The sequence below is a fragment of the Bradyrhizobium sp. MI1.3 genome (assembly GCF_055811695.1).
Map to the genome: position 1 here is coordinate 17,893 of NZ_JBVVPQ010000017.1, position 24,893 is coordinate 42,785.

The window sequence follows — 24,893 nt, forward strand, 5'->3', positions numbered from 1 at the left end:
TGGGTTGACCGAAGTGGCCCCTTACGTCGGCGATACCGCGCCCTTCAGCGCGCTGGCCTGCGGCGCGGCGGTGCCGGTCAGCCTGGCGCGCTCGGTGTTCGGCCACAGCAACAACAGGCCAACCACACCGGAGCCGACCATCACCACCGCATTGATGGTGAAGCCGGTCATGTAGCCGTCCAGCATGCTGCCGGCGCGCTGGATCACGGTGCCCATCACGGCGGGCGCGATGATGCCCGAGAGCGTATAGAGCGCGCCGTAGATCGCGAGGATCGCGCCGCGCTGCGACGTCGGCGTGAACTCGCCGAGCATCGGCGGGCAGACCACGTAGATCGCTCCGCACAAGCCCGTTCCAACCACAAGCAAGGTGAGCTGAAAGCCCGCGCCCTGAACATGCGGCATCGCGGCCAGGATCAGGCCACCGATGACCAGCGGCACGGAGCCGAGCACGCCGCGTGCGACGCGGGTGGTCGAGCCGCGGGCCATCATCAGTTGCGAGATCCAGCCGGTCAGGATCACAATGGTGGCGCCGAACACCCAGGGCAGGGTCGAGATCCAGCCGGCCTGGCTCTGCGAGAAGCCGAGGCCCTTGATGATGAACGGCGTGAACCAGGTCAGCCCGAGCGACAGCGCCCAGTAAGCACCGAAGGTCGCCGCGACGCAGCCGAGGAAGGTGCGCGAGGTGAGCAGCTGAAGGTAGGGAATCTTCGTCTCGGCCGCAGCCTGAGCCTGTGTGTCCTCCAGCGGGCCTTCCTTGCCGAATGCGAGCCAGGCGCAAACCCAGATCAGGCCGACGACGCCGAGCGCGCCGAACGCATAGTGCCATGAATGATTGACGATGATCCAGTTCAGCGCCGGCACAGCGAGGATGACGCCGAAGGTCGAGCCCTGCGACAGGATCGCGGTCGGCAGCGTCCGCTTCTCGTCGGGAAACCATTTGTAGATCGCATGCGCAGCGACCGAGAAGGCCGGGCCTTCGCCGGCGCCGAGCACGATGCGGCAGATCAGGAGCGTGGTGAAGGAGACGGTGCCGACCATCGGAAACTGCGCGAGCGCCCAGACCACCGCGAGCGCGAGCAGCACCCAGCGCGTCGGCACCTTGTTGACGATGAAGCCGACCACGATCGCAGAGATCGAGAACAGGAAGAAGAACGACGAGCCGAGCAGACCGAACTGCTCGGGCTCGAGCTTCAGCTCAGTCATGATCGGAACGCCCGCGAGACCGACGACGATCTTGTCGGCGAAGTTCACCAGCATGAAAAGAAACAGCAGAAATGTAACGGTCCAGGCGCCCTTAGGCGTTCCAGTCGTCTTGCCCGCCACCTCGGGCGTTCCCTGAGCGCTCATCATTCTCCCCGTCGTCCGTTTTTGGCACTTTTTTGATGTAGTCCTCTTAGGAGCTAACAACGGCTTCAAGACCAACGCAACCCGGCATTTCCGCAGCAGGTGTGCTACGCAGCAATTCCAGTAATTCCGTCCGGCGCCATTCATCGTGCTGAGCATCCGAAACCTCTCCAAGACGTTCTCTTCGGCCGGTGAGCCGGTCCATGTGCTGCGCGGCGTCGATCTCGACCTCAAGGCCGGCGAACGCGTCGCACTGACCGGCGAGTCCGGCAGCGGCAAGAGCACGCTGTTGCACCTGATCGCAGGGCTCGATGCCGCCGATAGCGGCACGATCCGACTGGAAGATACCGAGGTCACCAAATTGTCCGATGCGGGACGCGCCGGCCTGCGGCGCGACCGGATCGGCCTGGTGTTTCAACAATACAATTTGATCCCGAGTCTGTCGGTCGGAGACAATCTGGTGTTTCAGGCGCGGATCGCCGGCCGGTACGACGCAGCTTGGTATAAAGAGCTGATCGAGCGTCTCGGGCTTGGCGGCCTGCTCAAGCGTTATCCAGAACAATTATCAGGCGGACAGCAGCAACGCGTCGCGATCGGCCGGGCGCTGGCGACAAAGCCGTCGTTGCTGCTGGCGGACGAGCCGACCGGCAATCTCGACGAGGCCACCGCCGAGGACGTGCTTGCCCTGACGCGCGACCTCGTCACGCGCACCGGCTGCGGCTTTCTGATGGTGACGCACAGCCTGCATCTGGCCGCGACACTCGATCGCCACGTCAATCTGCATGCCGGGCGGATCGCATGAGGCGCGCGCTCTGGGTCCTCGCCGTGCTGCTCAGCCATTGGCGGCGCCACAAGATGCAGTTCGCGACGCTCCTGATCGGGCTGATCGCGGCGACCGCGCTGTGGAGCGGCGTGCAGGCGATCAACCAGCAGGCCCGCAACGCCTATGACCGCGCCGCGGCAACCTTCGGCGGCGCGCGCACGCCGATGCTGGTCGCGCCTGACGCCGCGACTTTTCCGCAGGAGCTGTTCGTCAAGCTCCGCCGCGCCGGCTGGCCGGTCTCACCGATGCTGGAGGGACGCATCCAGGTCAACGGGCGCTCGGTCCGGCTGCTCGGCATCGAGCCGGTGACGCTGCCGGTCGATGTCGGCAATGCACCGCGCCTAGGCGCCGCCGATCTGAGCAACTTCATCGCGCCGCCGGGCCAGACGCTGGTGGCACGGGAGACGCTGAACGATTTGCAGGAGCAGGAGGGCGCGGCACCAGCGATCAGCAGCGGCGCAAAACTGCCGCCACTGCGCGTGCTGCCGCAGCTTGTGCCCGACGTGCTGGTGGTCGATATCGGCGTGGCGCAGCGGCTGCTGAACAAGCCGGAGCAAATCTCGCGACTTCTGATCGGCAAGCCCAGGGGCAAGCCCGCGCCATTGGCGAGCGTCGTCGGCGACCGCTTGCAGCGGGTCGAGCCCAATGCGGAGACCGAGCTGGAGCGCCTCACCGACAGCTTTCACCTCAATCTCACTGCGTTTGGCCTGCTGTCGTTCTTCGTCGGTCTTTTCATCGTCAATTCTGCCGTCGGTCTCGCCTTCGAGCAGCGGCTGCCGATGCTGCGCACGCTGCGGGCCTGCGGTGCCTCGGCGCGACTGGTCAACACCGTGCTGGTGGTCGAACTCGTGGCGTTGTCGCTGGTCGCAGGCCTGATCGGGCTTGCCTGCGGCTATTTCATTGCGGCTGCGCTCTTGCCCGACGTCGCGGCGTCCCTGCGGGGACTCTATGGCGCGCAAATCCCGGGGCAGCTCAGCTTGCGACCCGAATGGTGGCTCGCCGGGATCGGCATCAGCATTGCCGGCGCGCTGGTGGCCGCGGCGACCAGCCTGATCAAGGCTGTCAGGATGCCGGTGCTGGCGACCGCGCAGCCGCGCGCCTGGCAACAGCGGCAGCGCCGTTGGCTGATCCTGCAAAGCGGGGCTGCCTGCGCCGTGTTCGCGGTCGCGCTGTTGCTGCTCCAGTACGGGCAATCGTTGATCGCGGGCTTTGGCGTGCTGGCAGCGCTGATGCTGGGCGCCGCGTTGATCCTGCCGGCCTTCCTCGACATCATCCTGCGGACCGGGCAGCGTTTCGCGCGACAGCCGCTCGCCCTGTGGTTCTGGGCGGATAGCCGGCAGCAGCTCTCGGGATTGTCGCTGGCGCTGATGGCGCTGCTGCTCGCGCTCGCCGTCAATGTCGGGGTATCCACCATGGTGGAAACGTTCAGCCGCACTTTTGTCGGCTGGCTCGACGGGCGGCTCGCAGCCGACGTCTACATCAGCGCCTCCGACAATGCGAAAGGCGTCGCGATCCGCAATTGGCTGAAGGAGCGCAGCGATGTCCAGGCGATCCTGTCGGGCGGACGCGCCGAGGCGCAGGTTCAGGGGCAGCCGGTGGAACTGCTCGGCCTGCCCGATCATGCACTCTATCGCGAGCGCTGGCCGCTGCTCGAAGCCGCGCCCCGTGCCTGGACACAACTCATACCCGGCAATGCCGCGTTCATCAGCGAGCAGCTGAGCCGCCGCCTCAACGTCCGCGTCGGCGACGTCATCGACGTGCCGGCGCCGGGCGGGACCTGGCAGCTCGACATCGTCGGCATCTATGCCGACTACGGCAACCCCAAGGGCCAGCTTGCGGTGAATGTCGCGGCGCTGATCCGGCAGTTTCCGCAGACGCCGCAGACGCGCATCGGCCTGATTGTCGCGAAGGAGAATATCCCCGGCCTGATCATGGCGCTGCAGAAGCAGTTTGCGCTCGACGATCGCAGCGTCGCCGATCAGGCGACGGTGAAAGCGGAGTCGATCCGGATCTTCAACCGCACCTTTGCGGTGACGTCGGCGCTGAATGCGTTCACGCTCGGCGTCGCTGGGATCGCGCTGCTGACCAGCCTTCTCACGCTGGCGAATTCGCGCCTGCCGCAGCTTGCGCCGCTCTGGGCAATCGGCATCACGCGGCCCCGCCTTGCCGCGATCGAACTGACCAAGACGCTGTCGGTCGCGCTGTTCACGTCACTCCTGGCCGTGCCGCTCGGGCTGTTGGTGGCGTGGTGCCTGATCGCGATCGTCAATGTAAAAGCGTTCGGCTGGCGGCTGCCGTTCCATGTGTTTCCGTTGCAATTGGTCGAGCTGGTCGCGGTCGCGCTGTTCGCCTCGTTGCTTGCCGCGCTGCTGCCAATGATACGGCTGGCGCGGATGCAGCCGGCGAGCCTCGTCAAGGTGTTTGCCAATGAGCGCTGACAGCATCTCGCGACGCACCTTCGCCGGCGGCATCGCCGCGCTGGTGGCGACCCGCCGTGCGGGCGCGCAGGGCTATGCCGGGCTCGGTGAAACCGCCGACGGCTTTGCGAAGGTCGAGCCGGGAAAGACGTTCTCCTTCCCCGCCGATCACGGCCCGCATCCGGAGTTTCGCATCGAGTGGTGGTATCTCACGGCGAATCTCGTCGACAGCAGCGGCGCGGCTTGCGGCCTGCAATGGACGCTGTTTCGCCAGGCGACGCAGCCGGGACCGCAGGGCGAGGGCTGGGCCAACCAGCAGGTGTGGATGGCGCATGCGGCGGTGACGCGGGCCGACACCCACCGCTTCAGCGAGCTGTTTTCACGCGGCGGCGTGGGACAGGCCGGCGTCACGGCGAAACCGTTCTCAGCCTGGATCGACGATTGGGCGATGAACGGATCCGAGCGCACCGAAGATCGCGCTTTGGCGCCGCTGACGCTGAAGGCCTCGGGCGCCGACTTCAGTTACGCGCTGACGCTCGAGGCCGATCGTCCCGTGGTGCTGCAGGGCGATCGCGGCTACAGCCGCAAGTCGGAGCGCGGACAGGCCTCCTACTATTACAGCCAGCCGTTCTATCGCGCCCGCGGCACGCTCACCATCGATGATAGGCCGGTCGATGTTTCCGGCCAGGCCTGGATGGACCGCGAATGGAGCAGCCAGCCGCTCGACACCGACCAGACCGGCTGGGACTGGCTGTCGCTGCATCTCGCGTCCGGCGACAAGCTGATGCTATACCGGCTGCGGCAGAAGGACGGCATGGACTATCCATTCGGCAACTGGATCAGCGCCACAGGCGACACGCAGATGATCGTGGGTGCCGATATCCGGATGATTCCGAAAGCGACGGCTGAGGTGGCCGGGCGCAAGCTGCCGGTGGAGTGGCAGATCGCGATCCCCTCGCGGTCGTTCTCGATCCAGTGCAAGCCGCTCAATCCAAAGGCGTGGATGGGGACCGGTTTTTCCTATTGGGAAGGGCCGATCAGCTTTACCGGCACGCATGACGGCGTTGGCTATCTCGAGCTGACCGGGTATTGAAGCGCAGCGTCCTCCAAGGAATCCGTTATGTATCACCTCACTGCCCTCGTCACGCTGCTGACGATCCTGTTCTACTTCTTCATCACCATCAACGTGTCGCGCTCGCGCACCAAAACCGGCGTCAAGGCGCCGGCGATGGCGGGCCATCCGGATTTCGAGCGCGCGTTCCGGATCCAGATGAACACGCTGGAATGGATGCCGATCTTCCTGCCGTCGCTCTGGCTGTTCGCTATCTATATCAGCGATTCCGGCGCGGCGGCGATCGGCGCGCTCTGGATCGTCGGCCGCATCGTCTACTTCATCGGCTATTCGAAGGGCGCAGCAAAACGCGGCCCGGGATTTTTTATTCAGGGTATCGCGGCCATTGCGCTGTGGGCCGGGGCGCTGGGAGCGGCGGTGCTGCGGCTGGTGTGAGGTAGCCGACATGCGTCCACTTGCCCCGCCGTCGTCCTGGCGAAGGTCAGGACCCATAGCCGCAGGGCGCAGCTATGGGCACGATGGTGGCGACAGCTTGTTTCAACAAGTCGCTATCGGGGTAATGGGTCCTGGCTTTCGCCAGGACGACATCGCGCTTTTTAAGCCGCCGTCATCCTATTTCGTCAGCGGACAGCCGCTCTCCTTGGCCGTGAAGAACGCCTTCTCGCCGGGAACGACCGCGAGCTGCTTGTAATAGTCCCAGGGCTTCTTCGATTCCGAGGGCTTCTTGACCTCGAACAGATACATGTCGTGGACCATGCGGCCGTTCTCGAGCACCTTGCCACCTTGCGCGAAATCGTCGTCGACCGGCAGCTCCTTCAGCTTCTTGGCGACTGCATCCGGATCCTTGCTGCCGGCGGCCTTGACCGCCTTGAGATAGCTCAGCGTTGCCGAATAGGTGCCGGCCTGGATCATGTTCGGCATCCGGCCGGTGCGCTTGAGAAAGCGTTCGCCGAGATGGCGGGTGCGGTCGTTGATGTCCCAGTAATAGCCCTCGGTCAGCACCAGGCCTTGCGCGGCCTGCAAGCCGAGGCCGTTCACTTCGGCGAGCGTCATCAAGAGGCCCGCGAGCTTCTGGCCACCGGAGACGATGCCGAACTCGGACGCCTGCTTGATCGAGTTGGTGGTGTCGAGGCCGGCATTGGCAAGGCCGACGATCTTCGCCTTCGAGCTCTGCGCCTGGAGCAGGAAGGAGGAGAAGTCCGAGGAGTTGAGCGGCACGCGCACCGAACCGAGCACCTTGCCGCCATTGGCGGCGACGATCTCGCTGGTGTCCTTCTCCAGTGCGTAGCCGAAGGCGTAGTCCGCGGTGAGGAAGAACCAGGTGTCGCCGCCGGCCTTGGTCAGCGAGCCGCCGGTGCCGACACCGAGCGCGCGGGTGTCATAGGCCCAGTGGAAACCGTAGGGCTGGCAGGCATCGCCGGTGAGGCGCGAGGTCGCAGCGCCGACGACGATGTCGATCTTCTTCTTTTCCTTCGAGAGCTCGTGGATCGCGAGCGCGACCGATGAGGTCGTCAGCTCCGTGATCATGTCGACGTTCTCGACGTCGTACCAGCGCCGCGCGATCGAGGTCGCGAGATCCGGCTTGTTCTGATGGTCGGCGGTGACGAGCTCGATCTTCTGGCCGAGCACCTCGCCGCCGAAATCCTCGATCGCCATCCTGGCGGCTTCGACCGACCATTTGCCGCCGTAATCGGCGTAGACGCCGGACTGGTCGTTGAGGATGCCGATCTTGACGCCTTGGGCGGAGGCCGGCGCGGCCAGCAGCAAAGCCGAAATTGCGACAGCGGCCAAAAGGGCTGATTTCATGTGTTAGCTCCCAGCAGTTTTCTGTTTTGAAATCGCGCGGATACTAGTGAAGAACCCCGCGCCTGCCCATCCATTTCGGCCTAGGCCGTTAGTATGGGCGCGGCCATTTTTGATGAATTGCCGTCGTCCTGGACAAGCGAGCGGAGCGAGCGCTGATCCAGGACCCATTACCCCAGGGAGCAGTTTGGCGAAGTCTCGGAGTGAGCAGCTCGCACAGCAACCACTCCCTGGGGGTAATGGGTCCTGGCTTTCGCCAGGACGACATGGAGAGGAATTAAGCCAGCGCCTTCGGCTTGCCCTCGTTCTTCCCCTCGGCCAGGTTCCGCACCACGACGTAGAAGATCGGCGTGAACAACAGCCCGAACAAGGTGACGCCGATCATGCCGAAGAACACGGCGACGCCGACGGCCTGCCGCATCTCCGAGCCGGAGCCGGACGAGATCACCAGCGGCAGCACGCCGAGGATGAAAGCGAAGGACGTCATCAGGATCGGCCGCAAGCGCAGGCGGCAGGCGTCGATCACGGCCTCCAGCCGCGGCTTGCCTTCATTCTCGATGTCGCGGGCGAACTCCACGATCAGGATCGCGTTCTTCGCCGCCAAGCCCACCAGCACGACAAAGCCGATCTGGGTGAGGATGTTGACGTCCTGCCCCATGATGCGCACGCCGATGGTGGCGGCCAGCAGGCACATCGGCACGATCAGGATCACCGCGAACGGCAAGGTCCAGCTGCCATATTGCGCGGCGAGCACGAGATAGACGAACAGCACGCAGATCGGGAACACCAGCAGTCCCGCATTGCCGCCGGTGATCTGCTGATAGGACAGATCGGTCCATTCGAAGGTAAAGCCGCTCGGCAAGGTGTCGTCGGCGAGCTTCTTGATCGCGTTGAGCGCAGTGGTCGAGCTGGTACCCGGGGCTGGCTCGCCCTGGAGCTCGGATGCTGCATAGAGATTGTAGCGCGCGACGCGGTCAGGGCCGGAAACATCCTTGAAGTCGACCACGCTGCCGAGCATGACCATGTCCCCGGAGGCGTTGCGCGTCCGCAGCCGCGCAAGATCGCTCGGCTCTTTCCGGAACGGGAAGTCGGCCTGTGCGGTGACGTGGTAGGTGCGGCCGAACAGGTTGAAGTCGTTGACATAGGTCGATCCGAAATAGGTCTGGATCGTGTCGTTGATGTTGGCGATGGGAACGCCGAGCTTCTGCGCTTTGGTGCGGTCGATGTCGACGAAGAGCTGCGGCGTGTTGGCCGAGAACGGCGAGAACACCGTGGGAGCGAGCAGCGACGGCGATTTGCGCGCCGCGGCGACCAGCTCGTCGGTGGCCGCGGCGAGCAGCTCCGGCCCGCGTCCCTGGCGGTCCTGGATGCGGATGGTGAAGCCGCCGCCGGTGCCGATGCCGGGCACGGCCGGCGGCGGAATGACAATGATGAACGCGCCCTGGATTGCAGCGAGCCGCTTGCGCAGCTCGGCCGTGATGGCGTTCGCAGTCAGCCCCTTTTTGATCCGCGCCTCTGGCTCGTCGAAAACAGGGAACAGCGCCGCTGCATTGCCTGCCTGCGTGCGCGTCGCGCCGGAGAAGCCGGCGAAAGCGGCAACGCGGATGATACCCGGCGTATCCAGCGAGATCCGCTCGATCTCGCGCACGACCTCGGTGGTGCGTGCCAGCGACGCCGCGCCCGGCAATTGCACGGAGATGATGACGTAGCCGCGGTCCTGCGCCGGAATGAAGCCTTGCGACGTGGTCCCGATCAGCCAGCCGGCGCTGCCGATCAGCACGACGTAGATCAGGATCATCACCGCCGAATGCCGGATCACGAAATTGGCGAGGCCGGCGTAGCCATGCGCGAGACGGTCGAACACGCGGTTAAACACGCCCGTGAAAGCGTTCCAGCCGCGTGCGAGAAAATTCCAGCGCGCCGGCGGCCGCTTCTCCTCGTGCGGAACGAGAAGAAGCGAGGCCAGCGCCGGCGACAGCGTCAATGAGCAGAAGCAGGAGATTGCGGTTGCGACCGCAATGGTGACGGCGAATTGCTGGAAGAACTGACCGGAAATTCCGCCCAGAAACGCCGTCGGGACGAATACCGCGCAGAGCACCAGCGCGATCGACACCAATGCGCCGCCGACCTCCTCCATGGTCTTCAGCGCGGCGTCGCGCCGGCTCATGCCGTGCTCGAGATGCCGCTCCACATTCTCGACCACCACGATGGCGTCGTCGACCACGATACCGACGGCGAGAACGAGACCGAACAGCGTGAGATTGTTGATGGAGAAGCCGAGCGCCGCCATCACCGCGAAGGTGCCGACCAGCGACACCGGGATCGCGATGATCGGGATGATCGCGGGCCGCCATCCTTGCAGGAACACCAGAACCACGATGACCACGAGCAACATGGCCTCGTAGATGGTCTTGATCAGCTCATGGACGGACTGCGCGATGAACTCGGTCGGGTTGTAGCCGATATTGAAGTCGAGGCCTTTCGGGAAGGTCTCCTTCAGCTTCGCCATCGTGTCCGAAATGTTCTTCGCGGTCGCGAGCGCATTCGATCCCGGCCGCTGCGTCACCAGCATCGCGACCGCCGATTTGCGCAGCAGGAAGCTGTTGGTGGAGTACGCGAGAGCACCGAGCTCGATACGGGCGACGTCGCGCAGGCGTACCGTGCGGCCGTCGGAGCCGGCCTTGATCAGGATGTCCTCGAACTGCTTCTGGTCTTTCAAACGCCCTGTGAAGGTGAGGTTCGGCTGGAAGGCGCGGTCGGCGATCGGCGGTTCGGCGATCTGGCCGCCCGCGATCTGCACGTTCTGCGCGCGGATCGCGGCGAGCACTTCGGCCGAAGTCAGGCCGAGATTGGCGATCCGGTCAGGATCGAGCCAAAGCCGCATCGAATAATCGCGCGCGCCGAAAATCTGGATGTCGCCGACACCGTCGATCCGCAGCAGCTGGTCGCGAACCTGGAGCAGCGCATAGTTGGAAATGTAGAGCTGGTCGAACGTGTCGTCGGGCGACAGCATGAACACGACCATCAGGATGTCGGGCGAGTTCTTGCGGGTGACGACGCCGTTGCGCTGCACTTCGTCCGGAAGTTGCGGCTGCGCGATCGCGACGCGGTTCTGCACCAGCACCTGGGCCTTGTCGAGGTCGGTGCCGAGCTTGAAAGTGACGGTGATGGTGAGCTGGCCGTTCGAGGTCGCCTGGCTGTAGAGATACAGCATGTCCTCGACGCCGTTGATCTGCTGCTCGATCGGAGCGGCAACGGTGTCGGACACGGTCTGCGCGGAGGCGCCGGGATATTGCGTAGTGACCACGACGGTCGGCGGCACCACTTGCGGATATTCGGAGACCGGCAGCGTGGTGTAGGCGAGCGCGCCGACGATCAGCAGCACGATCGACAGCACCATGGCCAGGATGGGCTGGTTGATGGAGAGACGGCCAAGATTCATGATTTGCCACCGGCGGGCGCTGGTGCCGTCTGCGGAGCGACCTTGGCACCGACGCGGGCGCGCTGGATGCCGTTGACGATGACGCGGTCGTCCGCCTTCAATCCCTCGCGGATCACGCGCAGGCCCTCGTCGAGCGGCCCGAGCGTCACGGGACGCGCCTCGACGGTGTCGTCCGGCTTGACCACGAACACGATCTTGCGGGACTGGTCGGTTGCGACCGCGACGTCGGGGATCAGCAGCGCCTCATAGGGCGCGCTGCCGATCAGTCTGATGCGCCCGAACTGACCGGGCAGGATCGAAAGATCGGTGTTCTTGACCACGGCGCGGCTGCGTAGCGTGCCGGTGGAGACGTCGAGGCGGTTGTCGAGGAAGTTGATGGTACCCTCATGCGACGGCTTGCTCTCGCCGGCCAGCGTCACCTGCACCGGGTTCGCCGTGTCGCGCGAGCTCGGGCGCTTACCTTCGAACCACAGCTTGCTGTATTTGATGAAGGTTGCCTCATCCATGTCGAAATAGACGTAGATCGGATCGAGCGCGACGATCGAGGTGAGCAGCGTCGAGGAGCCGGTATCGCTGCCTTGCACCAGATTGCCGGGGCTGACGAGATGGCGGCTGACGCGGCCGGTGAGCGGCGCGGTCACATGGGTGAATTCGATGTTGAGCCGCGCGGCCTTCAGCGCGCCAGCGGCCTGCGTCTCCGCGGCGTGCGCGGCCTGTAAGGCCTGGCGTCGCTGGTCGACGGCCTGCTCGGAGACCGCGCTGGTCTGCACCAAATTGAGGCCGCGGTCGAGCTCGCGCTTGGCAAGCTCCACCTTGGCGCGCGCATCGGAGAGCTGGCCGTCTGCCTGCTCGGCCACCGCCTCGAATGGACGCGGGTCGATGACGTAGAGCAGATCGCCCTGATGCACGATGGCGCCGTCCTGGAATTCGACGGAGTTGACGAAGCCGCCGACGCGCGGGCGGACCTGCACCTCCTCGACCGCCTCGAAGCGGCCGGTGAATTCGTCCCAATCGGTGACGGTGCGCTTGACCGGCTGGGCGACGGTCACCGGCGCCGGCGGGGGAGCACTCGCTTGCGAGGCCGGCTGGCCGCAGCCGGTGAGCGCAAAGGCCGCGGCGAGAAGGCCGACCATGGCGTAAGGCCGAGGCGAAACGAAATCGTGCGTTTTGACAAATTGCTCGCTTCCGTCCGGTCCAGTCATCCCAGGTCCTCGCATAAAAACCACGGTAATAGCAGGGTACGCCCGTACCCGCGGGCGCCACAAGATGGGTTTCAATCATGAACTCTTCAAGACCAAAGCGCGGGCAATGCTCGGAGGAATGCCCTGGCCGGATGACGGGTTGACAGGGCTTGTTTGCCTCTCCCGGTAAACCGCAAGGCAATCGCATATGGATTTCACGAGGAGCGCGGGCTTGCTCCCCTCTCCCGCTTGCGGGAGGGGCCGACGCGCCCCGGGCGATGCGCAGCATCGTCCCGCGCGCGGCGGGTGAGGGCTCTCACCACGCAGGGACATCCTCCGCAATTCTCGACAATCCCGACGCGGAGACACCCCCACCCCAGCCCTCCCCCGCAAGCGGGAGAGGGGGAGGAGAGAGCGACAGCGTCTTCGCGCATGACGAATGCCGCCAGCGCGGTTAGACTACCCCCACAAAAACAAGACGAATTGTCCGGGGAGGACAGACGTGCATCAGGGACGTGTCGTTTACGGCGCGATCGAGGAAGTCGTGTTCGGCCACCCCGCGGCCGAGGCCGTGGTCGCCCAGATGGACCGGCTGGGGACGCGCCGTGCCTTCCTGATGGTGTCGGGCACGCTGAACCGGCAGACCGACGAAATCGCGAAGATCACACAAGCCCTGGGCACAAATTGCGCGGGCGTCTTCGATGCCATGCCGGCGCACACCCCGCGGGAGGCGGTGATCGCCGCCACCAATGCGGCGCGCGAGGCCGGCGCCGACCTGATCGTCACCGTGGGCGGCGGCTCGATCACCGACGGCGCCAAGGCGGTGCAGCTCTGCCTCGCCAACGGCATCGACGATGTCGACGGCATCGAGCGCATCCGCGTGCACAAGGGCGTCGCGCCGGAAATGACGGCGCCTGTCGTGCGCCAGATCAGCGTGCCGACCACGATCGCCGGCGGCGAGTTCAGCGCGATCGCTGGCGTCACCGACCGCAGCACGCACGTGAAGCAGATGCTGCGCCATCCGCTGACGGTGCCGCGCGCGACCATTCTCGACCCCGCCATCACCGTGCACACGCCGGAATGGCTGTTCCTCTCGACCGGCATCCGCGCCATCGATCATTGCGTCGAGGCGATCTGCTCGCCGGAGACGCATCCCTATGCCGACGCGCAGTCGGTCAAGGGCCTCGCGATGCTCGCCGACGCGCTGCCACGGGTGAAGGCTGACCCTGCTGACCTCGATGCGCGCATGGATGCGCAGATCGGCACCTGGCTGTCGATGGGCGCCCTCGCCGCCGGCGTGCCGATGGGCGCAAGCCACGGCATCGGCTACGTGCTGGGCGCGGCCTTCGACGTGCCGCATGGCTACACCTCCTGCATCATGCTGCCGGCCGTGATGCGCTGGAATGCGCCCGACAATGCCGAGCGCCAGATGATCGTGGCGGCCGCAATGGGCTTTCCGGGTCACAAGGCGGCCGACGTGCTCGATGCCTTCATCCGCTCGCTCGGCATGCCGCGCAGCCTCGCCGATGTACGCGTCACGCCGGAGCATTTCGACGCCATCGCCGAACAGGCGATGCGCACACCCTGGGTGCCGCGCAACCCGCGCAAGATCGACGGTCCCGCGCAGGTGCGCGAAATCCTGCTTCTTGCCGCATGATCTAAAGCCGGAGGACCGATGTATCCAGGTCAGCATGCCCGCCTGCGTCCGCTCCAGCCCGCCTTCATCATGGCGGCGAGCGGCGAGGCCGTCACCTATCGCGAGTTGGAGGCGCGCAGCAATCGTCTGGCGCATCTGTTCCGCAGGCACGGCTTGAAGCGGCTCGACCACTACTCGATCTTCATGGAGAACAATTCGCGCTATCTCGAAGCCTGCGGCGCCGGCGAGCGCTCCGGGCTGTACTACACCTGCATCAACTCCTTCCTGACGCCGGGCGAGCTCGCCTATCTCCTCGTCAACAGCCAGTCGAAGATCCTGATCACGTCGATGGCGAAGCTCGACATCGCACGGGAGGCGATCAAGGCCTGCCCCGATATCAGGCTCTGCGTCGTCGCCGACGGCCCCGGCGAGAGTGACCGTATCGTCGGCCTCGCCGAGGTCACGGCCGATCTGCCGACGACGCCGATTGCAGATGAATGTCTGGGTACCGCGATGCTCTATTCATCGGGCACAACGGGACGGCCGAAAGGCATTTTGCGGCCGCTGCCGGAGGAGCCACCGAAGCACAATCTGCCGCTGTTCGATTTCCTGACCAAGCTTTGGCACTATCGCGAGGGCATGGTCTATCTGTCGCCGGCGCCGCTCTATCACTCCGCGCCGCAGGCCGCGGTCAACCTGACAATCCGGATGGGCGGCACCGCGATCATCATGGAGAATTACGATCCCGAGCGTTACCTCCAGCTCGTCGAGCAATGGGGTATCACTCACACGCAGCTGGTGCCGACGATGTTCTCGCGCATGCTGAAGCTGCCGGAGGAGGTGCGCACGCGCTACGACCTTTCCTCGCTCGAGATCGCGATCCATGCCGCCGCGCCCTGCCCGGCGCTGGTGAAGGACGACATGATCAAATGGTGGGGACCGATCATCCACGAATATTACGGTGCGACCGAAGGCCTTGGCTTCACCGCCTGCGACAGCGCGGAATGGCTGGCCCATCGCGGCACCGTCGGCAAGGTGCTGCTCGGCGACCTCCATATTCTCGACGAAAACATGAAGCCATGCCCGACAGGCACGCCGGGTCAGGTCTGGTTCAAGACGGCCTCACCGTTCGAATATTTCAACGACCCGGAGAAGACCAAGGAAGCGCGCTCGGCCGACGGCAGCATGAGCACGGTTGGCGACGTCGGCTATGTCGATGCCGATCGGTTCCTGTACCTCACCGACCGCGCGACTTTCATGATCATCTCCGGCGGCGTGAACATCTATCCGCAGGAATGCGAAAATCTGCTGATCACCCATCCGAAGGTCGCGGACGCCGCGGTGTTCGGCGTGCCCAATCCCGATCTCGGTGAAGAGGTGAAGGCGGTGGTGCAGCCGATGCCCGGCGTCGTGCCGGACGAGGCGCTCGTCGAAGAGCTGATCGCGTTCTGCGGGGCGTCGCTGTCACGGCAGAAGGTGCCGCGCTCGGTCGATTTCGAGAAGGAGTTGCCGCGGCTGCCGACGGGGAAGCTGTACAAGCGGCTGCTAAGGGACCGGTATTGGGGGAACAAGGCGTCGCGGATTGTGTGAAGTCGCAGCTGTCGTCCTGGCGAAAGCCAGGACCCATACCGCGTGATCTCACAACTGAAGAAGGTAGCAATCCGGAGCGGCCAATCTTCGCCAAACACCTCCCTGGGGTGTTGGGTCCTGGCGTTCGCCAGGACGACGCCGGAGGGACTTCTCACAATTTGTGAGAGAACCGCCCCTGCGCCCGCCGTCATCCGAATTGCCGAGAGGCCCTCCGTCCTTGCCGGTTGCCTCACCGCGCCTGCGTCGCTATCGTCCTGACAAACAGGCCAAAAGGCCGAAAAGACTAAGTCCAGGGAGGACGAGGATGCGGAGCGTACGGGCGCTCGCCGCGACGGCGGCGCTGTCTTTGCTGGCGTTTTCGACGATCGCATCGGCCGGCGAACCAAAGCAGGGCGGGATCCTGCGGATGTATCACCGCGACAGCCCGGCCAATGCGTCCATCCTGGAGGGCGCGACATATTCGATCAACGTGCCCTTCATGGGAGTGTTCAACAATCTCGTCATCTACGACCAGCACATTGCGCAGAATAGCCCTGATACCCTGAGGCCAGAGCTGGCCGAGAGCTGGTCCTGGAGCGGCGACAACAAGAAGCTGACCTTCAAACTGCGCCAGGGCGTCAAGTGGCATGACGGCAAGCCGTTCACGTCGGCCGACGTCAAATGCACCTTCGATCTCCTGATGGGCAAATCGCAACAAAAGCTGCGGCAGAATCCGCGCAAAGCCTGGTACAGCGAGGTTAACGATGTCACGCCGAACGGTGATTTCGAGGTCTCCTTCGATCTGAAGCGGCCGCAGCCTTCGCTGCTGGCGATGCTCGCATCCGGCTATACGCCGATCTATCCCTGTCACGTCTCGCCGGCGGAGATGCGCACCCATCCGGTCGGAACCGGCCCGTTCAGATTCGTCGAGTTCAAGGCCAATGAATCGATCAAGCTGACGCGAAACCCGGACTATTGGAAGAAGGGCCTGCCCTATCTCGACGGCATCGAGTACACGATCATCACGAACCGCTCCACCGCGATCCTCGCCTTCGTCGCCGGCAAGTTCGACATGACCTTCCCGACGCACATCACGATCCCGCTCCTCAAGGACATCAAGTCGCAGGCGCCGAACGCCCTCTGCGTCGTCGAGCCGACCAACGTTTCGACCAACATCATCGTCAATTCGGCGTCCCCGCCGTTCGACAACATCGACATCCGCCGGGCCATGGCGATGGCGCTCGACCGCAAGGCCTTCGTCGACATCCTGTTCGAAGGCCAGGCCGATATCGGTGGCACTATGCTGCCGCCGCCGCAGGGCATCTGGGGCATGCCCAAGGACAAGCTGGAGACCATTCCAGGCTATGGCCCGAACGTGAATGCGAGCCGGGATGAGGCCAGGAAGCTGATGCAGAAGGCGGGCTACGGTCCCGACAAGCACTTGGCGGTGAAGGTCTCGACGCGCAATCTCGCGGAATATCGCGATCCCGCGGTGATCCTGATCGACCAGCTCAAGAGCATCTATATCGACGGCGAGCTCGACGTCGTGGAAACCGCGAACTGGTTCCCGAAGGTTGCACGCAAGGATTACATGCTCGGCCTCAACTTGACCGGCAATTCCGTCGACGATCCTGACCAGTCTTTCTACGAAAACTATTCCTGCGGCTCGGAGCGGAACTACACCAATTATTGCAACAAGGAGATCGAGAAGCTGTTCGACCTGCAATCGCAGGAGATCGACGTCGGCAAGCGCAAGCAACTGGTCTGGGACATCGACAAGAAGCTGCAGGAGGATGTCGCCCGCCCGATCATCTTCCATGCGCGGGCCGGCACCTGCTGGCAGCCTTATGTCAAGGGCGTGACGATCATGTCGAACAGCTCCTATAACGGCTTTCGCTACGAGGACGTCTGGCTCGACAAGTAGCGCGCAAGACTGACGACTAGCGGCTCGACAGGAGGGCGCGGGATGTTTGCCTATCTGGTGCGGCGCCTGTTTCTGATGCTCGTGACCCTGTTCGGGATCTCGGTCGTCATCTTCTTCCTGCTGCGTATCGTTCCCGGGAATATCGTCGACATCCTGTTTGCCGCGGCCGGCTATGTCGATCCCGCCGACAAGGCCAATCTGGAGAAAGAGCTCGGCATCGACCAGCCACTGGTGGTGCAATATTGGCACTGGATCAGCGGTTTTCTGCGCGGCGATTTCGGCTACTCCTATGTCTCGGAGAAGCCGGCGCTTCAGGAAATCCTGCCACGGATTCCGATCACCGCACGGCTCGCCGGCCTGGCGCTGTTGTTCTCGGCGTCGATCGGCATTCCCCTGGGCGTGATCAGCGCGGTGAAACAGGGAACGAGGCTCGATTACGCGTTGCGTGTGGTGAGCCTGAGCGGATTGTCGCTGCCTTCGTTCTGGCTCGGCCTGCTCATCCTCACCGCCTCGGTGGCGATGTTCAACCAGATGCCGATCTTCAACCCGAATCCGGCGACATGGCTGGAAGCCTTCGCGACCTACGCCGTACCCGCCGCCGCCGTCGGCTTCCGCAGCGCGGCACTGACCATGCGGATCACGCGATCCTCGATGCTGGAGGTGTTGCGGCAGGACTATATCCGCACCGCGCGTGCCAAGGGCGCATCGGACGCCGCCGTGAACTATCAGCATGCGCTCAAGAACGCGATTTTGCCCGTCATCACCGTGATCGGCATCGAGGCAGCGTTCCTGATCGGTGGCCTTATCGTGACGGAGACCGTGTTTAACATCCCCGGCGTCGCCCGCTTCCTGGTCGAGGCTATACGCTGGCGCGATTATCCGATCGTGCAGAACCTGGTGATGCTGATTGCCATCGTCGTGGTGAGCGCGAATTTCATCGTCGACATGCTCTACGCCGTGTTCGACCCGCGTATCCGGTACACGGATTAGGAGAGATTGTTGGCTGCGATCGACTATGACGTTGAACTGAGGCGCGCCGGGGCGCACGCGACCGTCGGCTGGCGCCGCGTGCTGTTTTTGGCGCAGCGGCATGTGCTGGGTGCGGCCGGGCTCGTCATCATGACCCTGTTCGTGTTCACCGCGATATTCGCCGAGTTCATCGCGCGTTACGATCCGCTGACGATCGACGCCGCCCGGGCACTGGCGCGTCCAAGCCTGACCCACTGGATGGGCACGGACTCCTTCGGCCGCGATGTCTTCAGCCGCATCATTCATGGCGCGCGGATCTCGCTCACGGTCGGCATCGGTTCGACGGCGCTCGGTGGCTCGATCGGAGTGATCGTGGGCCTCACCTCCGGCTATCTCTCCGGCTGGGTCGATCTCGTATTCCAGCGTGTGTCCGACGTTCTCCAGGCGCTGCCGCTGCTGGTGCTCGCCCTGATCATGACCGCAGCGCTTGGGCCGTCCTTGCCGAACGTCATCATTGCGATCGCCATTCCGCTGATCCCGACCGTCTCGCGCGTCATCCGTGCCAACACGCTGGCGCTGCGCGAGCTGCCATTCATCGAGGCCGCCAAGTCGATCGGCATGAGCGAGGTACGCATTGCGCTCCGCCACGTGCTGCCGAACACGCTGGCGCCGTTGATCGTGCTTGCGACCGCCCAGCTCGGCTCGACCATCCTCACCGAAGCCTCGCTCTCCTTCCTCGGCCTCGGCATTCCCGAGCCTTACCCGTCGTGGGGCCGCATGCTCTCGGAATCCGCCGCCGAATATGTCCGCACGGCGCCCTGGCTGGTGATCTTCCCGGGCATCGCCATCAGTCTCGCGGTGTTCGGCGCCAATCTGTTCGGCGACGCCTTGCGCGACATCCTCGATCCCCGGCAGCGCGGCTGATGGCTGATAAATCCGATCTCGTGCTCGAGGTGAAGAACCTGAAGACGGTGTTCTTCACCAACTCCGGTCTCTTCCAGGCCGTTGACGATGTCTCCTTCACGGTGATGCGCGGCGAAACCCTGGCGATCGTCGGGGAATCTGGCTGTGGCAAGAGCGTCACTGCACTATCGCTGATGCGGCTGGTGCCGGATCCGCCCGGCCGCATCGTCGGCGGCTCCGTCATGCTTGAAGGCACTGATCTTCTGACGCTGGACGAAGCAGAGATGCTGGCTGTTCGAGGCAACCGCATCTCGATGATCTTCCAGGAGCCGATGACCTCGCTCAATCCGGTGATGCGAATCGGCGACCAGATCGTCGAGGCCGTGCGGCTGCACCGGAAGATGTCGAAGCGAGAGGCTCAGGATGTCGCAGTCGAGATGCTGCGCCTGGTGCGCATCCCCGAGCCGGCGCGGCGCGCGCGGGAATATCCGCACCAGCTCTCCGGCGGCATGCGCCAGCGCGCCATGATTGCCATGGCGCTGGCGTGCCGGCCGGCACTGCTGATCGCGGACGAGCCGACGACCGCGCTCGACGTCACCATCCAGGCGCAGATCCTGGCGCTGATCCTGGAACTCCAGAAGGAGCTCGGCACCGGCCTCGTGCTGATCACGCATGATCTTGGTGTCGTCGCGCAGACCGCACAGCGCGTCATCGTGATGTATGCGGGACGGAAGGTCGAGGAAGCGAGCGTCGAGGCACTGTTCGCCGCGCCAAAGCATCCCTACACGCGCGGATTGATGGCATCGATCCCGACGGTGCCAGCGCCGGGCGTCGCCGCGCCGGCGCGGCTGAACGAAATTCCCGGCACGGTCCCGTCGCTGGTGCGGCTGCCAAAGGGTTGCGCCTTCGCGCCGCGCTGCAAGCTCGCGATCAAGCGCTGTGAAGCCGAATATCCGCCGCTCATCGATTGGGGCGGCGGCCATCTCGCCGCCTGCTGGCGCGCGGCCGAGATTGCGGAGGTCGCATGACCGAGGTGCTGCTCGAAGTCACCGATCTCAAGAAGCACTATCCGGTGCGCGCCGGCGTGTTGCGCCGACAAATCGGCACAGTGCATGCAGTCGACGGCGTCTCGTTTTCGGTTGAGGTGGGCGAGACGCTGGGCCTCGTCGGCGAATCCGGCTGCGGCAAGTCGACAGTGGCGCGCAGCGTGCTGCGGCTGGTCGAACCGACCTCGGGCCAGATCCGGCTCGAGGGCGAAGACATCACCCATCTCTCCAAGTCCGCGCTGCGGCCGCACCGCCGTTCGATGCAGATCGTATTCCAGGATCCGTTCGCCTCGCTCAACCCGCGCATGACCGCAGGCGACATCGTCGGCGAGCCGCTGTTCGTGCACGGGCTCGCGACCGGGAAAGCGCTGGAGGCGCGTACCGCAAACCTGTTCGAGCAGGTTGGCTTGCGGCCCGACCAGATGCGCAACTTCCCGCACCAATTCTCCGGCGGCCAGCGCCAGCGCATCTGCATCGCTCGCGCGCTGGCGCTCGGGCCCCGCCTGATCGTCTGCGACGAGCCGGTCTCCGCGCTCGACGTCTCGATCCAGGCGCAGGTGATCAACCTCCTGATCGATCTGCAACGGCAGCACGGTTTCTCCTATCTTTTCATCGCGCACGACCTCGCCGTGGTCGCCCATATCAGCCACCGCGTCGCCGTGATGTATCTCGGTCGCATCGTCGAGATTGCAGACAAAGACGAGCTGTTCCGCAATCCGCGGCATCCCTACACACAGGCCCTGCTCGCCTCGGTGCCGGTCGCCAACCCCCTCGCCAAAAAGCTCGTGCCGCTGGTCGACGGCGACGTGCCAAGCCCGGTCAATCCGCCGCCGGGATGCGCGTTTCACACCCGCTGCCGGTTTGCGATGGAGCGATGCAGGATAGAGCGGCCGGTGTTGGTGGATGCCGGTGACGGGCACCGGGTGGCGTGCTTGCTCAACGAAGGGACGGGGCGACCAAATGCGACGCCGTAGGGTGGGCAAAGCGAAGCGTGCCCACCATTCAATCGCAATCGCCGCACGATGGTGGGCACGGCGCTGCGCGCCTTTGCCCACCCTACGATAGCTACACTTGCCGCTCTACCCAGCCCCGATCTCGGCGACAATCTTCCCCGTCGTCACCTGCTCGCCCTCGGCGACGTCGATCGCGGCGACGACGCCATCGATGCCGGCCTTGTGGACGTGCTCCATCTTCATCGCTTCCAACGTGAGCACCGGCTGACCGGCGGTGACGCGGTCGCCCGGCTTGACCAGGACGGCAACGACGCGGCCGTTCATGGCGGCACGGACCTTGCCGTCGCCGCCGTTGCTTGCGGCCGCCTTTGGCGCGGCGAGCGTGAGATCGGCGGCAGCGACCGGGATCCCGCGGCGCTGGACGTACAGCCGGTCGCCGTCGCGCAGGAATTTCGCGCTGTCCGTCACGCCGTCATGGCGGAAGCGGATCACGTCGAAATCGAGCTGGTCGATCTCGAACTTGTCCTGCCGGCCGTCGCTGCCAACAATGTAGCTGCCATCGCGTTCGCGCCAGAGTTCGAGCTCATACCCATGGCCTGCGATCTCGATCTTCGCCGGTAGCGGGAACGTTGCCGCGAGGCTCCGTCCGCGGCGCCACGCCGGTGCCTGCGGGTTCGTGACGTAGAGCAGCAGGCCGGCCAAAGCGATATCGAATGCGGCGTCCGCGCGCGGCGCCAGCAACTCGTCGCGGTGCGCGCCAATGAACGCCGTGGTCGCCTCGCCTTTGGCGAAGCCGGAATGACGCAGGCATGCCATCAGGAAGACCTGATTGGTGGTGACGCCGAAAGCGGTGAGCTGCTCCAGGCCGACGATCAGGCGCGCCCTCGCCTCCTCGCGTGTCGCGCCATGGCCGATGACCTTGGCGATCATGGAATCGTAGAACGGCGGAATCTCGGAGCCTGATTGCAGCGCGTGCTCGACGCGAATGCCGTCAGGCACCTGCCAGCGCGCCATGCGCCCGGACTGCGGCATGAAATCATGCGCGGCATCCTCGGAGCACAGCCGCACCTCGATGGCGTGGCCTGTGAAGTGAATGTCTTGCTGCTTGACCGACAACGGCTCGCCGCGCGCGACGCGCAGCTGCAATTCGACGAGATCGAGCCCGGTGATCGCCTCGGTCACGGGATGCTCGACCTGGAGGCGCGTATTCATTTCCATGAAATAGAATTCGCCGCTCGCGTCGAGCAGAAACTCCAGCGTGCCGGCGCCCTCGTAGCGCAGCGCCTTCACCGCGGCGACCGCGACCTCGCCCATCTTTCCGCGCAGTTCCGGCGTCACTGCGGGCGACGGTGCCTCCTCGATCAGCTTCTGGTGCCGCCGCTGCACTGAGCAGTCGCGCTCGCCAAGATGGATGGCATTGCCATGGCTGTCGCCGAACACCTGAATTTCGATGTGACGGGGATTCTGGATGGCGCGTTCGAGGATCACCGTCGGATCGCCAAACGCCGCCTTCGCCTCGGACCGCGCGCTCCGCAGTGCGTCGGGGAACGAATTGGCATCCGCCACGAGCCGCATCCCGCGCCCGCCGCCGCCGGCGACCGCCTTGATCATCACGGGGAAGCCGATCTTCTTGGCCTCCACGAGCATCACCTCGTCGCCCTGGTCTGCGCCCTGATAGCCGGGCACGACGGGGACGCCGGCCTTTTTCATGATCTCCTTGGCACCGGCCTTGTTACCCATCGCCTCGATCGCCTGCGGCGAGGGGCCGATGAAGACGAGCCCGGCATCCTTGCAGGCCTGCGCAAACTCCTCGTTCTCGGCGAGGAAGCCATAGCCGGGATGAACGGCATCCGCGCCGCTGGCCTTTGCGGCCGCAACGATCGCGGGAATGTTGAGATAGGACTGCGCCGGCAGCGGCTCGCCAATGCGTACGGCCTGATCGGCCTGTTGCACATGAAGCGCATTGCTATCCGCATCCGAATAGGCCGCGACGACGCCGAGGCCGAGCCGCCGCGCGCTGCGCATCACCCGCAGCGCGATCTCGCCGCGATTGGCGATCAGGACCTTGAAGAACGGCCGGTGCTGCGTTGAACCGTTCCTCATGGGCGAGCCACCGAAAACTGCATGCGTTGGGGTGTGCGCGCGTCGCCCTCGCGGCAGATGGCGAGCACTTCCGACAGCACCGCGCGGGTGTCGCGCGGATCGATCACGCCGTCGTCGAGCACGCGCGCGCTGGTCGAGAACACGTCCATCTGGCCGTCGAACACGCCGATGATCTGCGCCTTCATCGCATCGAGCTTTTCTTTTTCGACCGGCTTGCCGCGGCGGGCTGCGGCGGCTTCGGTGACGATCGCCATGGTCTCGGCGGCCTGCTCACCGCCCATCACGGCGGTCTTGGCGTTGGGCCAGGAGAAGCAGAAGCGCGGATGGAAGCCGCGCCCGCACATGCCGTAATTGCCGGCGCCGAACGAAGCCCCGCAATAGATGGTGATCTGCGGCACCGTCGCCGACGTCACCGCCTGGATCATCTTGGAGCCGTGCTTGATCATGCCGGCTTCTTCGTAGGATTTGCCGACCATGTAGCCGGTGGTGTTGTTCAGATAGAGGAGTGGCGTGCGGGTCTGGCAGCAGGCCTGGATGAAATGCGTCGCCTTGTTGGCACCCGCCGGATCGAGCGGGCCGTTGTTGGTGACGATGCCGATCGCCTGGCCCTCGATGCGGGCATGGCCGCAGACGGTGGCCGGGCCGTAGTTCGGCGCCATCTCGGTAAAGTCGGAATCATCCACGATGCGCGCGATGACCTGCTTCATGTCCACGGAGCGCTTGTGGTCCATCGGCATGATGCCGAGCAGCTCGTCCGGGTCGTAGCGCGGCGGCTTGTATTGCGCGGCTCCCTTGTCCGGCCGCTCCCATTCCAGCGCCGCCATGATCTCGCGCGCGATGCGCAGGGCGTCGCGGTCGTCCTCGGCAAGATAATCGCCGAGACCGGAAACCTGCGTGTGCATCTCGGCGCCGCCAAGCTCCTCCTCGGTCGCAATCTCGCCGGTGGCGGCCTTTAGCAGCGGCGGCCCGGCGAGGAAGGCGCGGGTGCGGCCACGGACCATGACGATGTAATCCGACAGGCCGGTCTGATAGGCGCCGCCGGCGGTCGAAGAGCCATGCGTCACGGTGACGACGGGCAGCCCGGCCGCCGAAAGCCGCGCGAGGTTGCGAAAGATGTTGCCGCCACGGACAAAGTCTTCGACGCGGTAGCGCAGGAGATTGGCGCCTGCGCTCTCAACCAGCTGGACGTAGGGCAGCTTGTTCTCCAGCGCGAGCTCCTGCACCCGCAGCGTCTTGTCCAGGCCGTAAGGTTGAAGCGCGCCGGCATCGATGCCGGAATCGTTGGCGCTGACCATGCAGCGGATGCCCGAGACGAAGCCGATGCCGGCGATGACGCCGCCGCCGGGCACGCTTTTGTCCGGATCTGAGACGTCGAACATGTAGCCGGCGAGCGTGGACAGCTCGATGAAGGGCGCGCCAGGATCGAGCACCAGCGCGACGCGCTCGCGCGGCAACAGCTGGCCGCGCTTGTGGAAGCGATCCTTCGCCGCGGCCGACGCCGCACGCGTGCGCTCTTCCAGCGCGCGCATGCGGTCGATCAGGCCGAGCATGCCGTCGCGGTTGGCGCGATAGGCGGCACTGCCGGGGGAAATGGTGTTTTCGAGAATGGACATGATTATTTCCTACCCGTCATTGCGAGGAGCGAAGCGACGAAGCAATCCAGACTGCCTCAACAGAAAGATTCTGGATTGCTTCGCTTTGCTCGCAA

The 24,893-nt window shown here is 64.8% G+C and carries 17 protein-coding genes; 11 read left to right on the plus strand and 6 right to left on the minus strand.

The window, feature by feature from the left end; genetic code table 11:
* Positions 1-21: 21 nt before the first annotated feature.
* Positions 22-1,347, minus strand: coding sequence for an MFS transporter (locus AC0L3A_RS14905; RefSeq protein WP_473254692.1), 1,326 nt, complete (start codon positions 1,345-1,347; stop codon positions 22-24).
* A 145-nt stretch (positions 1,348-1,492) separates the two neighbouring features.
* Here AC0L3A_RS14905 and AC0L3A_RS14910 point away from each other — a divergent pair, with 145 nt between their 5' ends.
* Genes AC0L3A_RS14910 through AC0L3A_RS14925 form a run of 4 tightly spaced genes read left to right on the plus strand, consistent with a single transcriptional unit; the run spans position 1,493 to position 6,091 of the window.
* Positions 1,493-2,146, plus strand: coding sequence for an ABC transporter ATP-binding protein (locus AC0L3A_RS14910; protein ID WP_007598028.1), 654 nt, complete (start codon positions 1,493-1,495; stop codon positions 2,144-2,146).
* On the plus strand, positions 2,143-4,605 hold the full coding sequence (locus tag AC0L3A_RS14915; RefSeq protein ID WP_354127054.1) for an ABC transporter permease: 2,463 nt from the start codon (positions 2,143-2,145) through the stop codon (positions 4,603-4,605). The genes AC0L3A_RS14910 and AC0L3A_RS14915 overlap by 4 nt, the downstream gene beginning before the upstream one ends.
* Complete coding sequence (locus tag AC0L3A_RS14920; protein WP_354127055.1) at positions 4,595-5,677, plus strand: lipocalin-like domain-containing protein; 1,083 nt, start codon at positions 4,595-4,597, stop codon at positions 5,675-5,677. The genes AC0L3A_RS14915 and AC0L3A_RS14920 overlap by 11 nt, the downstream gene beginning before the upstream one ends.
* Positions 5,678-5,704: 27 nt before the next feature.
* Complete coding sequence (locus AC0L3A_RS14925; RefSeq protein WP_473254656.1) at positions 5,705-6,091, plus strand: MAPEG family protein; 387 nt, start codon at positions 5,705-5,707, stop codon at positions 6,089-6,091.
* Between the two features lie 177 nt (positions 6,092-6,268).
* Here AC0L3A_RS14925 and AC0L3A_RS14930 read toward each other — a convergent pair whose 3' ends face one another.
* The 3 genes from AC0L3A_RS14930 to AC0L3A_RS14940 all read right to left on the minus strand — a co-directional run bounded on the left by AC0L3A_RS14930 (position 6,269) and on the right by AC0L3A_RS14940 (position 12,103).
* Entirely contained in the window at positions 6,269-7,462 is a 1,194-nt protein-coding gene (locus AC0L3A_RS14930; protein WP_354127056.1) for an ABC transporter substrate-binding protein, read from the minus strand.
* A 274-nt stretch (positions 7,463-7,736) separates the two neighbouring features.
* Positions 7,737-10,901: an efflux RND transporter permease subunit gene (locus AC0L3A_RS14935; protein WP_354127057.1), complete on the minus strand. Its 3,165-nt coding sequence runs from the start codon at positions 10,899-10,901 to the stop codon at positions 7,737-7,739.
* The gene (locus tag AC0L3A_RS14940) at positions 10,898-12,103 is read right to left on the minus strand and encodes an efflux RND transporter periplasmic adaptor subunit (RefSeq protein ID WP_354127058.1); all 1,206 of its coding nucleotides are present in this window, start codon (positions 12,101-12,103) and stop codon (positions 10,898-10,900) included. Before AC0L3A_RS14940 ends, AC0L3A_RS14935 begins: the two co-directional genes overlap by 4 nt.
* 481 nt (positions 12,104-12,584) lie before the next feature.
* On the opposite strand from AC0L3A_RS14940, the gene AC0L3A_RS14945 reads away from it, so the two are divergent.
* The 7 genes from AC0L3A_RS14945 to AC0L3A_RS14975 all read left to right on the plus strand — a co-directional run bounded on the left by AC0L3A_RS14945 (position 12,585) and on the right by AC0L3A_RS14975 (position 21,103).
* Positions 12,585-13,739 carry an iron-containing alcohol dehydrogenase gene (locus AC0L3A_RS14945; protein ID WP_007598037.1) on the plus strand — a complete coding sequence of 385 codons (1,155 nt, stop codon included), beginning with the start codon at positions 12,585-12,587 and terminating at the stop codon, positions 13,737-13,739.
* 18 nt (positions 13,740-13,757) lie between these two features.
* Positions 13,758-15,308 (plus strand): AMP-binding protein, encoded by a 1,551-nt coding sequence (locus AC0L3A_RS14950; protein ID WP_354127059.1) that lies wholly within the window; start codon positions 13,758-13,760, stop codon positions 15,306-15,308.
* A gap of 304 nt (positions 15,309-15,612) precedes the next feature.
* Positions 15,613-17,211, plus strand: a complete 1,599-nt coding sequence (locus tag AC0L3A_RS14955) for an ABC transporter substrate-binding protein (protein WP_354127060.1) — start codon at positions 15,613-15,615, stop codon at positions 17,209-17,211.
* A gap of 42 nt (positions 17,212-17,253) precedes the next feature.
* On the plus strand, positions 17,254-18,201 hold the full coding sequence (locus AC0L3A_RS14960; RefSeq protein WP_354127061.1) for an ABC transporter permease: 948 nt from the start codon (positions 17,254-17,256) through the stop codon (positions 18,199-18,201).
* Positions 18,202-18,210: 9 nt separating this feature from the next.
* Entirely contained in the window at positions 18,211-19,104 is an 894-nt protein-coding gene (locus AC0L3A_RS14965) for an ABC transporter permease (protein ID WP_354127062.1), read from the plus strand.
* Positions 19,104-20,111, plus strand: a complete 1,008-nt coding sequence (locus AC0L3A_RS14970; protein ID WP_473254657.1) for an ABC transporter ATP-binding protein — start codon at positions 19,104-19,106, stop codon at positions 20,109-20,111. The genes AC0L3A_RS14965 and AC0L3A_RS14970 overlap by 1 nt, the downstream gene beginning before the upstream one ends.
* Positions 20,108-21,103 (plus strand): ABC transporter ATP-binding protein, encoded by a 996-nt coding sequence (locus AC0L3A_RS14975; protein ID WP_354127064.1) that lies wholly within the window; start codon positions 20,108-20,110, stop codon positions 21,101-21,103. The genes AC0L3A_RS14970 and AC0L3A_RS14975 overlap by 4 nt, the downstream gene beginning before the upstream one ends.
* 105 nt (positions 21,104-21,208) lie before the next feature.
* On the opposite strand, the gene AC0L3A_RS14980 is transcribed toward AC0L3A_RS14975, so the two are convergent.
* Positions 21,209-23,185, minus strand: a complete 1,977-nt coding sequence (locus tag AC0L3A_RS14980; RefSeq protein WP_354127065.1) for an acetyl/propionyl/methylcrotonyl-CoA carboxylase subunit alpha — start codon at positions 23,183-23,185, stop codon at positions 21,209-21,211.
* Positions 23,182-24,798: an acyl-CoA carboxylase subunit beta gene (locus tag AC0L3A_RS14985; protein WP_219679651.1), complete on the minus strand. Its 1,617-nt coding sequence runs from the start codon at positions 24,796-24,798 to the stop codon at positions 23,182-23,184. Before AC0L3A_RS14985 ends, AC0L3A_RS14980 begins: the two co-directional genes overlap by 4 nt.
* Between the last annotated feature and the right edge of the window lie 95 nt (positions 24,799-24,893).

What these genes read in the sequence shown, in the direction of transcription:
- AC0L3A_RS14955 (WP_354127060.1), top strand. Translation starts at nt 15,613, where the DNA reads ATGCGGAGCGTACGGGCGCTCGCCGCGACGGCGGCGCTGTCTTTGCTG.
- AC0L3A_RS14960 (WP_354127061.1), top strand. Translation starts at nt 17,254, where the DNA reads ATGTTTGCCTATCTGGTGCGGCGCCTGTTTCTGATGCTCGTGACCCTG.
- AC0L3A_RS14985 (WP_219679651.1), bottom strand. Translation starts at nt 24,798, where the DNA reads ATGTCCATTCTCGAAAACACCATTTCCCCCGGCAGTGCCGCCTATCGC.
- AC0L3A_RS14920 (WP_354127055.1), top strand. Translation starts at nt 4,595, where the DNA reads ATGAGCGCTGACAGCATCTCGCGACGCACCTTCGCCGGCGGCATCGCC.
- AC0L3A_RS14950 (WP_354127059.1), top strand. Translation starts at nt 13,758, where the DNA reads ATGTATCCAGGTCAGCATGCCCGCCTGCGTCCGCTCCAGCCCGCCTTC.
- AC0L3A_RS14905 (WP_473254692.1), bottom strand. Translation starts at nt 1,347, where the DNA reads ATGAGCGCTCAGGGAACGCCCGAGGTGGCGGGCAAGACGACTGGAACG.
- AC0L3A_RS14930 (WP_354127056.1), bottom strand. Translation starts at nt 7,462, where the DNA reads ATGAAATCAGCCCTTTTGGCCGCTGTCGCAATTTCGGCTTTGCTGCTG.
- AC0L3A_RS14935 (WP_354127057.1), bottom strand. Translation starts at nt 10,901, where the DNA reads ATGAATCTTGGCCGTCTCTCCATCAACCAGCCCATCCTGGCCATGGTG.
- AC0L3A_RS14940 (WP_354127058.1), bottom strand. Translation starts at nt 12,103, where the DNA reads ATGACTGGACCGGACGGAAGCGAGCAATTTGTCAAAACGCACGATTTC.
- AC0L3A_RS14925 (WP_473254656.1), top strand. Translation starts at nt 5,705, where the DNA reads ATGTATCACCTCACTGCCCTCGTCACGCTGCTGACGATCCTGTTCTAC.
- AC0L3A_RS14915 (WP_354127054.1), top strand. Translation starts at nt 2,143, where the DNA reads ATGAGGCGCGCGCTCTGGGTCCTCGCCGTGCTGCTCAGCCATTGGCGG.
- AC0L3A_RS14970 (WP_473254657.1), top strand. Translation starts at nt 19,104, where the DNA reads ATGGCTGATAAATCCGATCTCGTGCTCGAGGTGAAGAACCTGAAGACG.
- AC0L3A_RS14980 (WP_354127065.1), bottom strand. Translation starts at nt 23,185, where the DNA reads ATGAGGAACGGTTCAACGCAGCACCGGCCGTTCTTCAAGGTCCTGATC.
- AC0L3A_RS14975 (WP_354127064.1), top strand. Translation starts at nt 20,108, where the DNA reads ATGACCGAGGTGCTGCTCGAAGTCACCGATCTCAAGAAGCACTATCCG.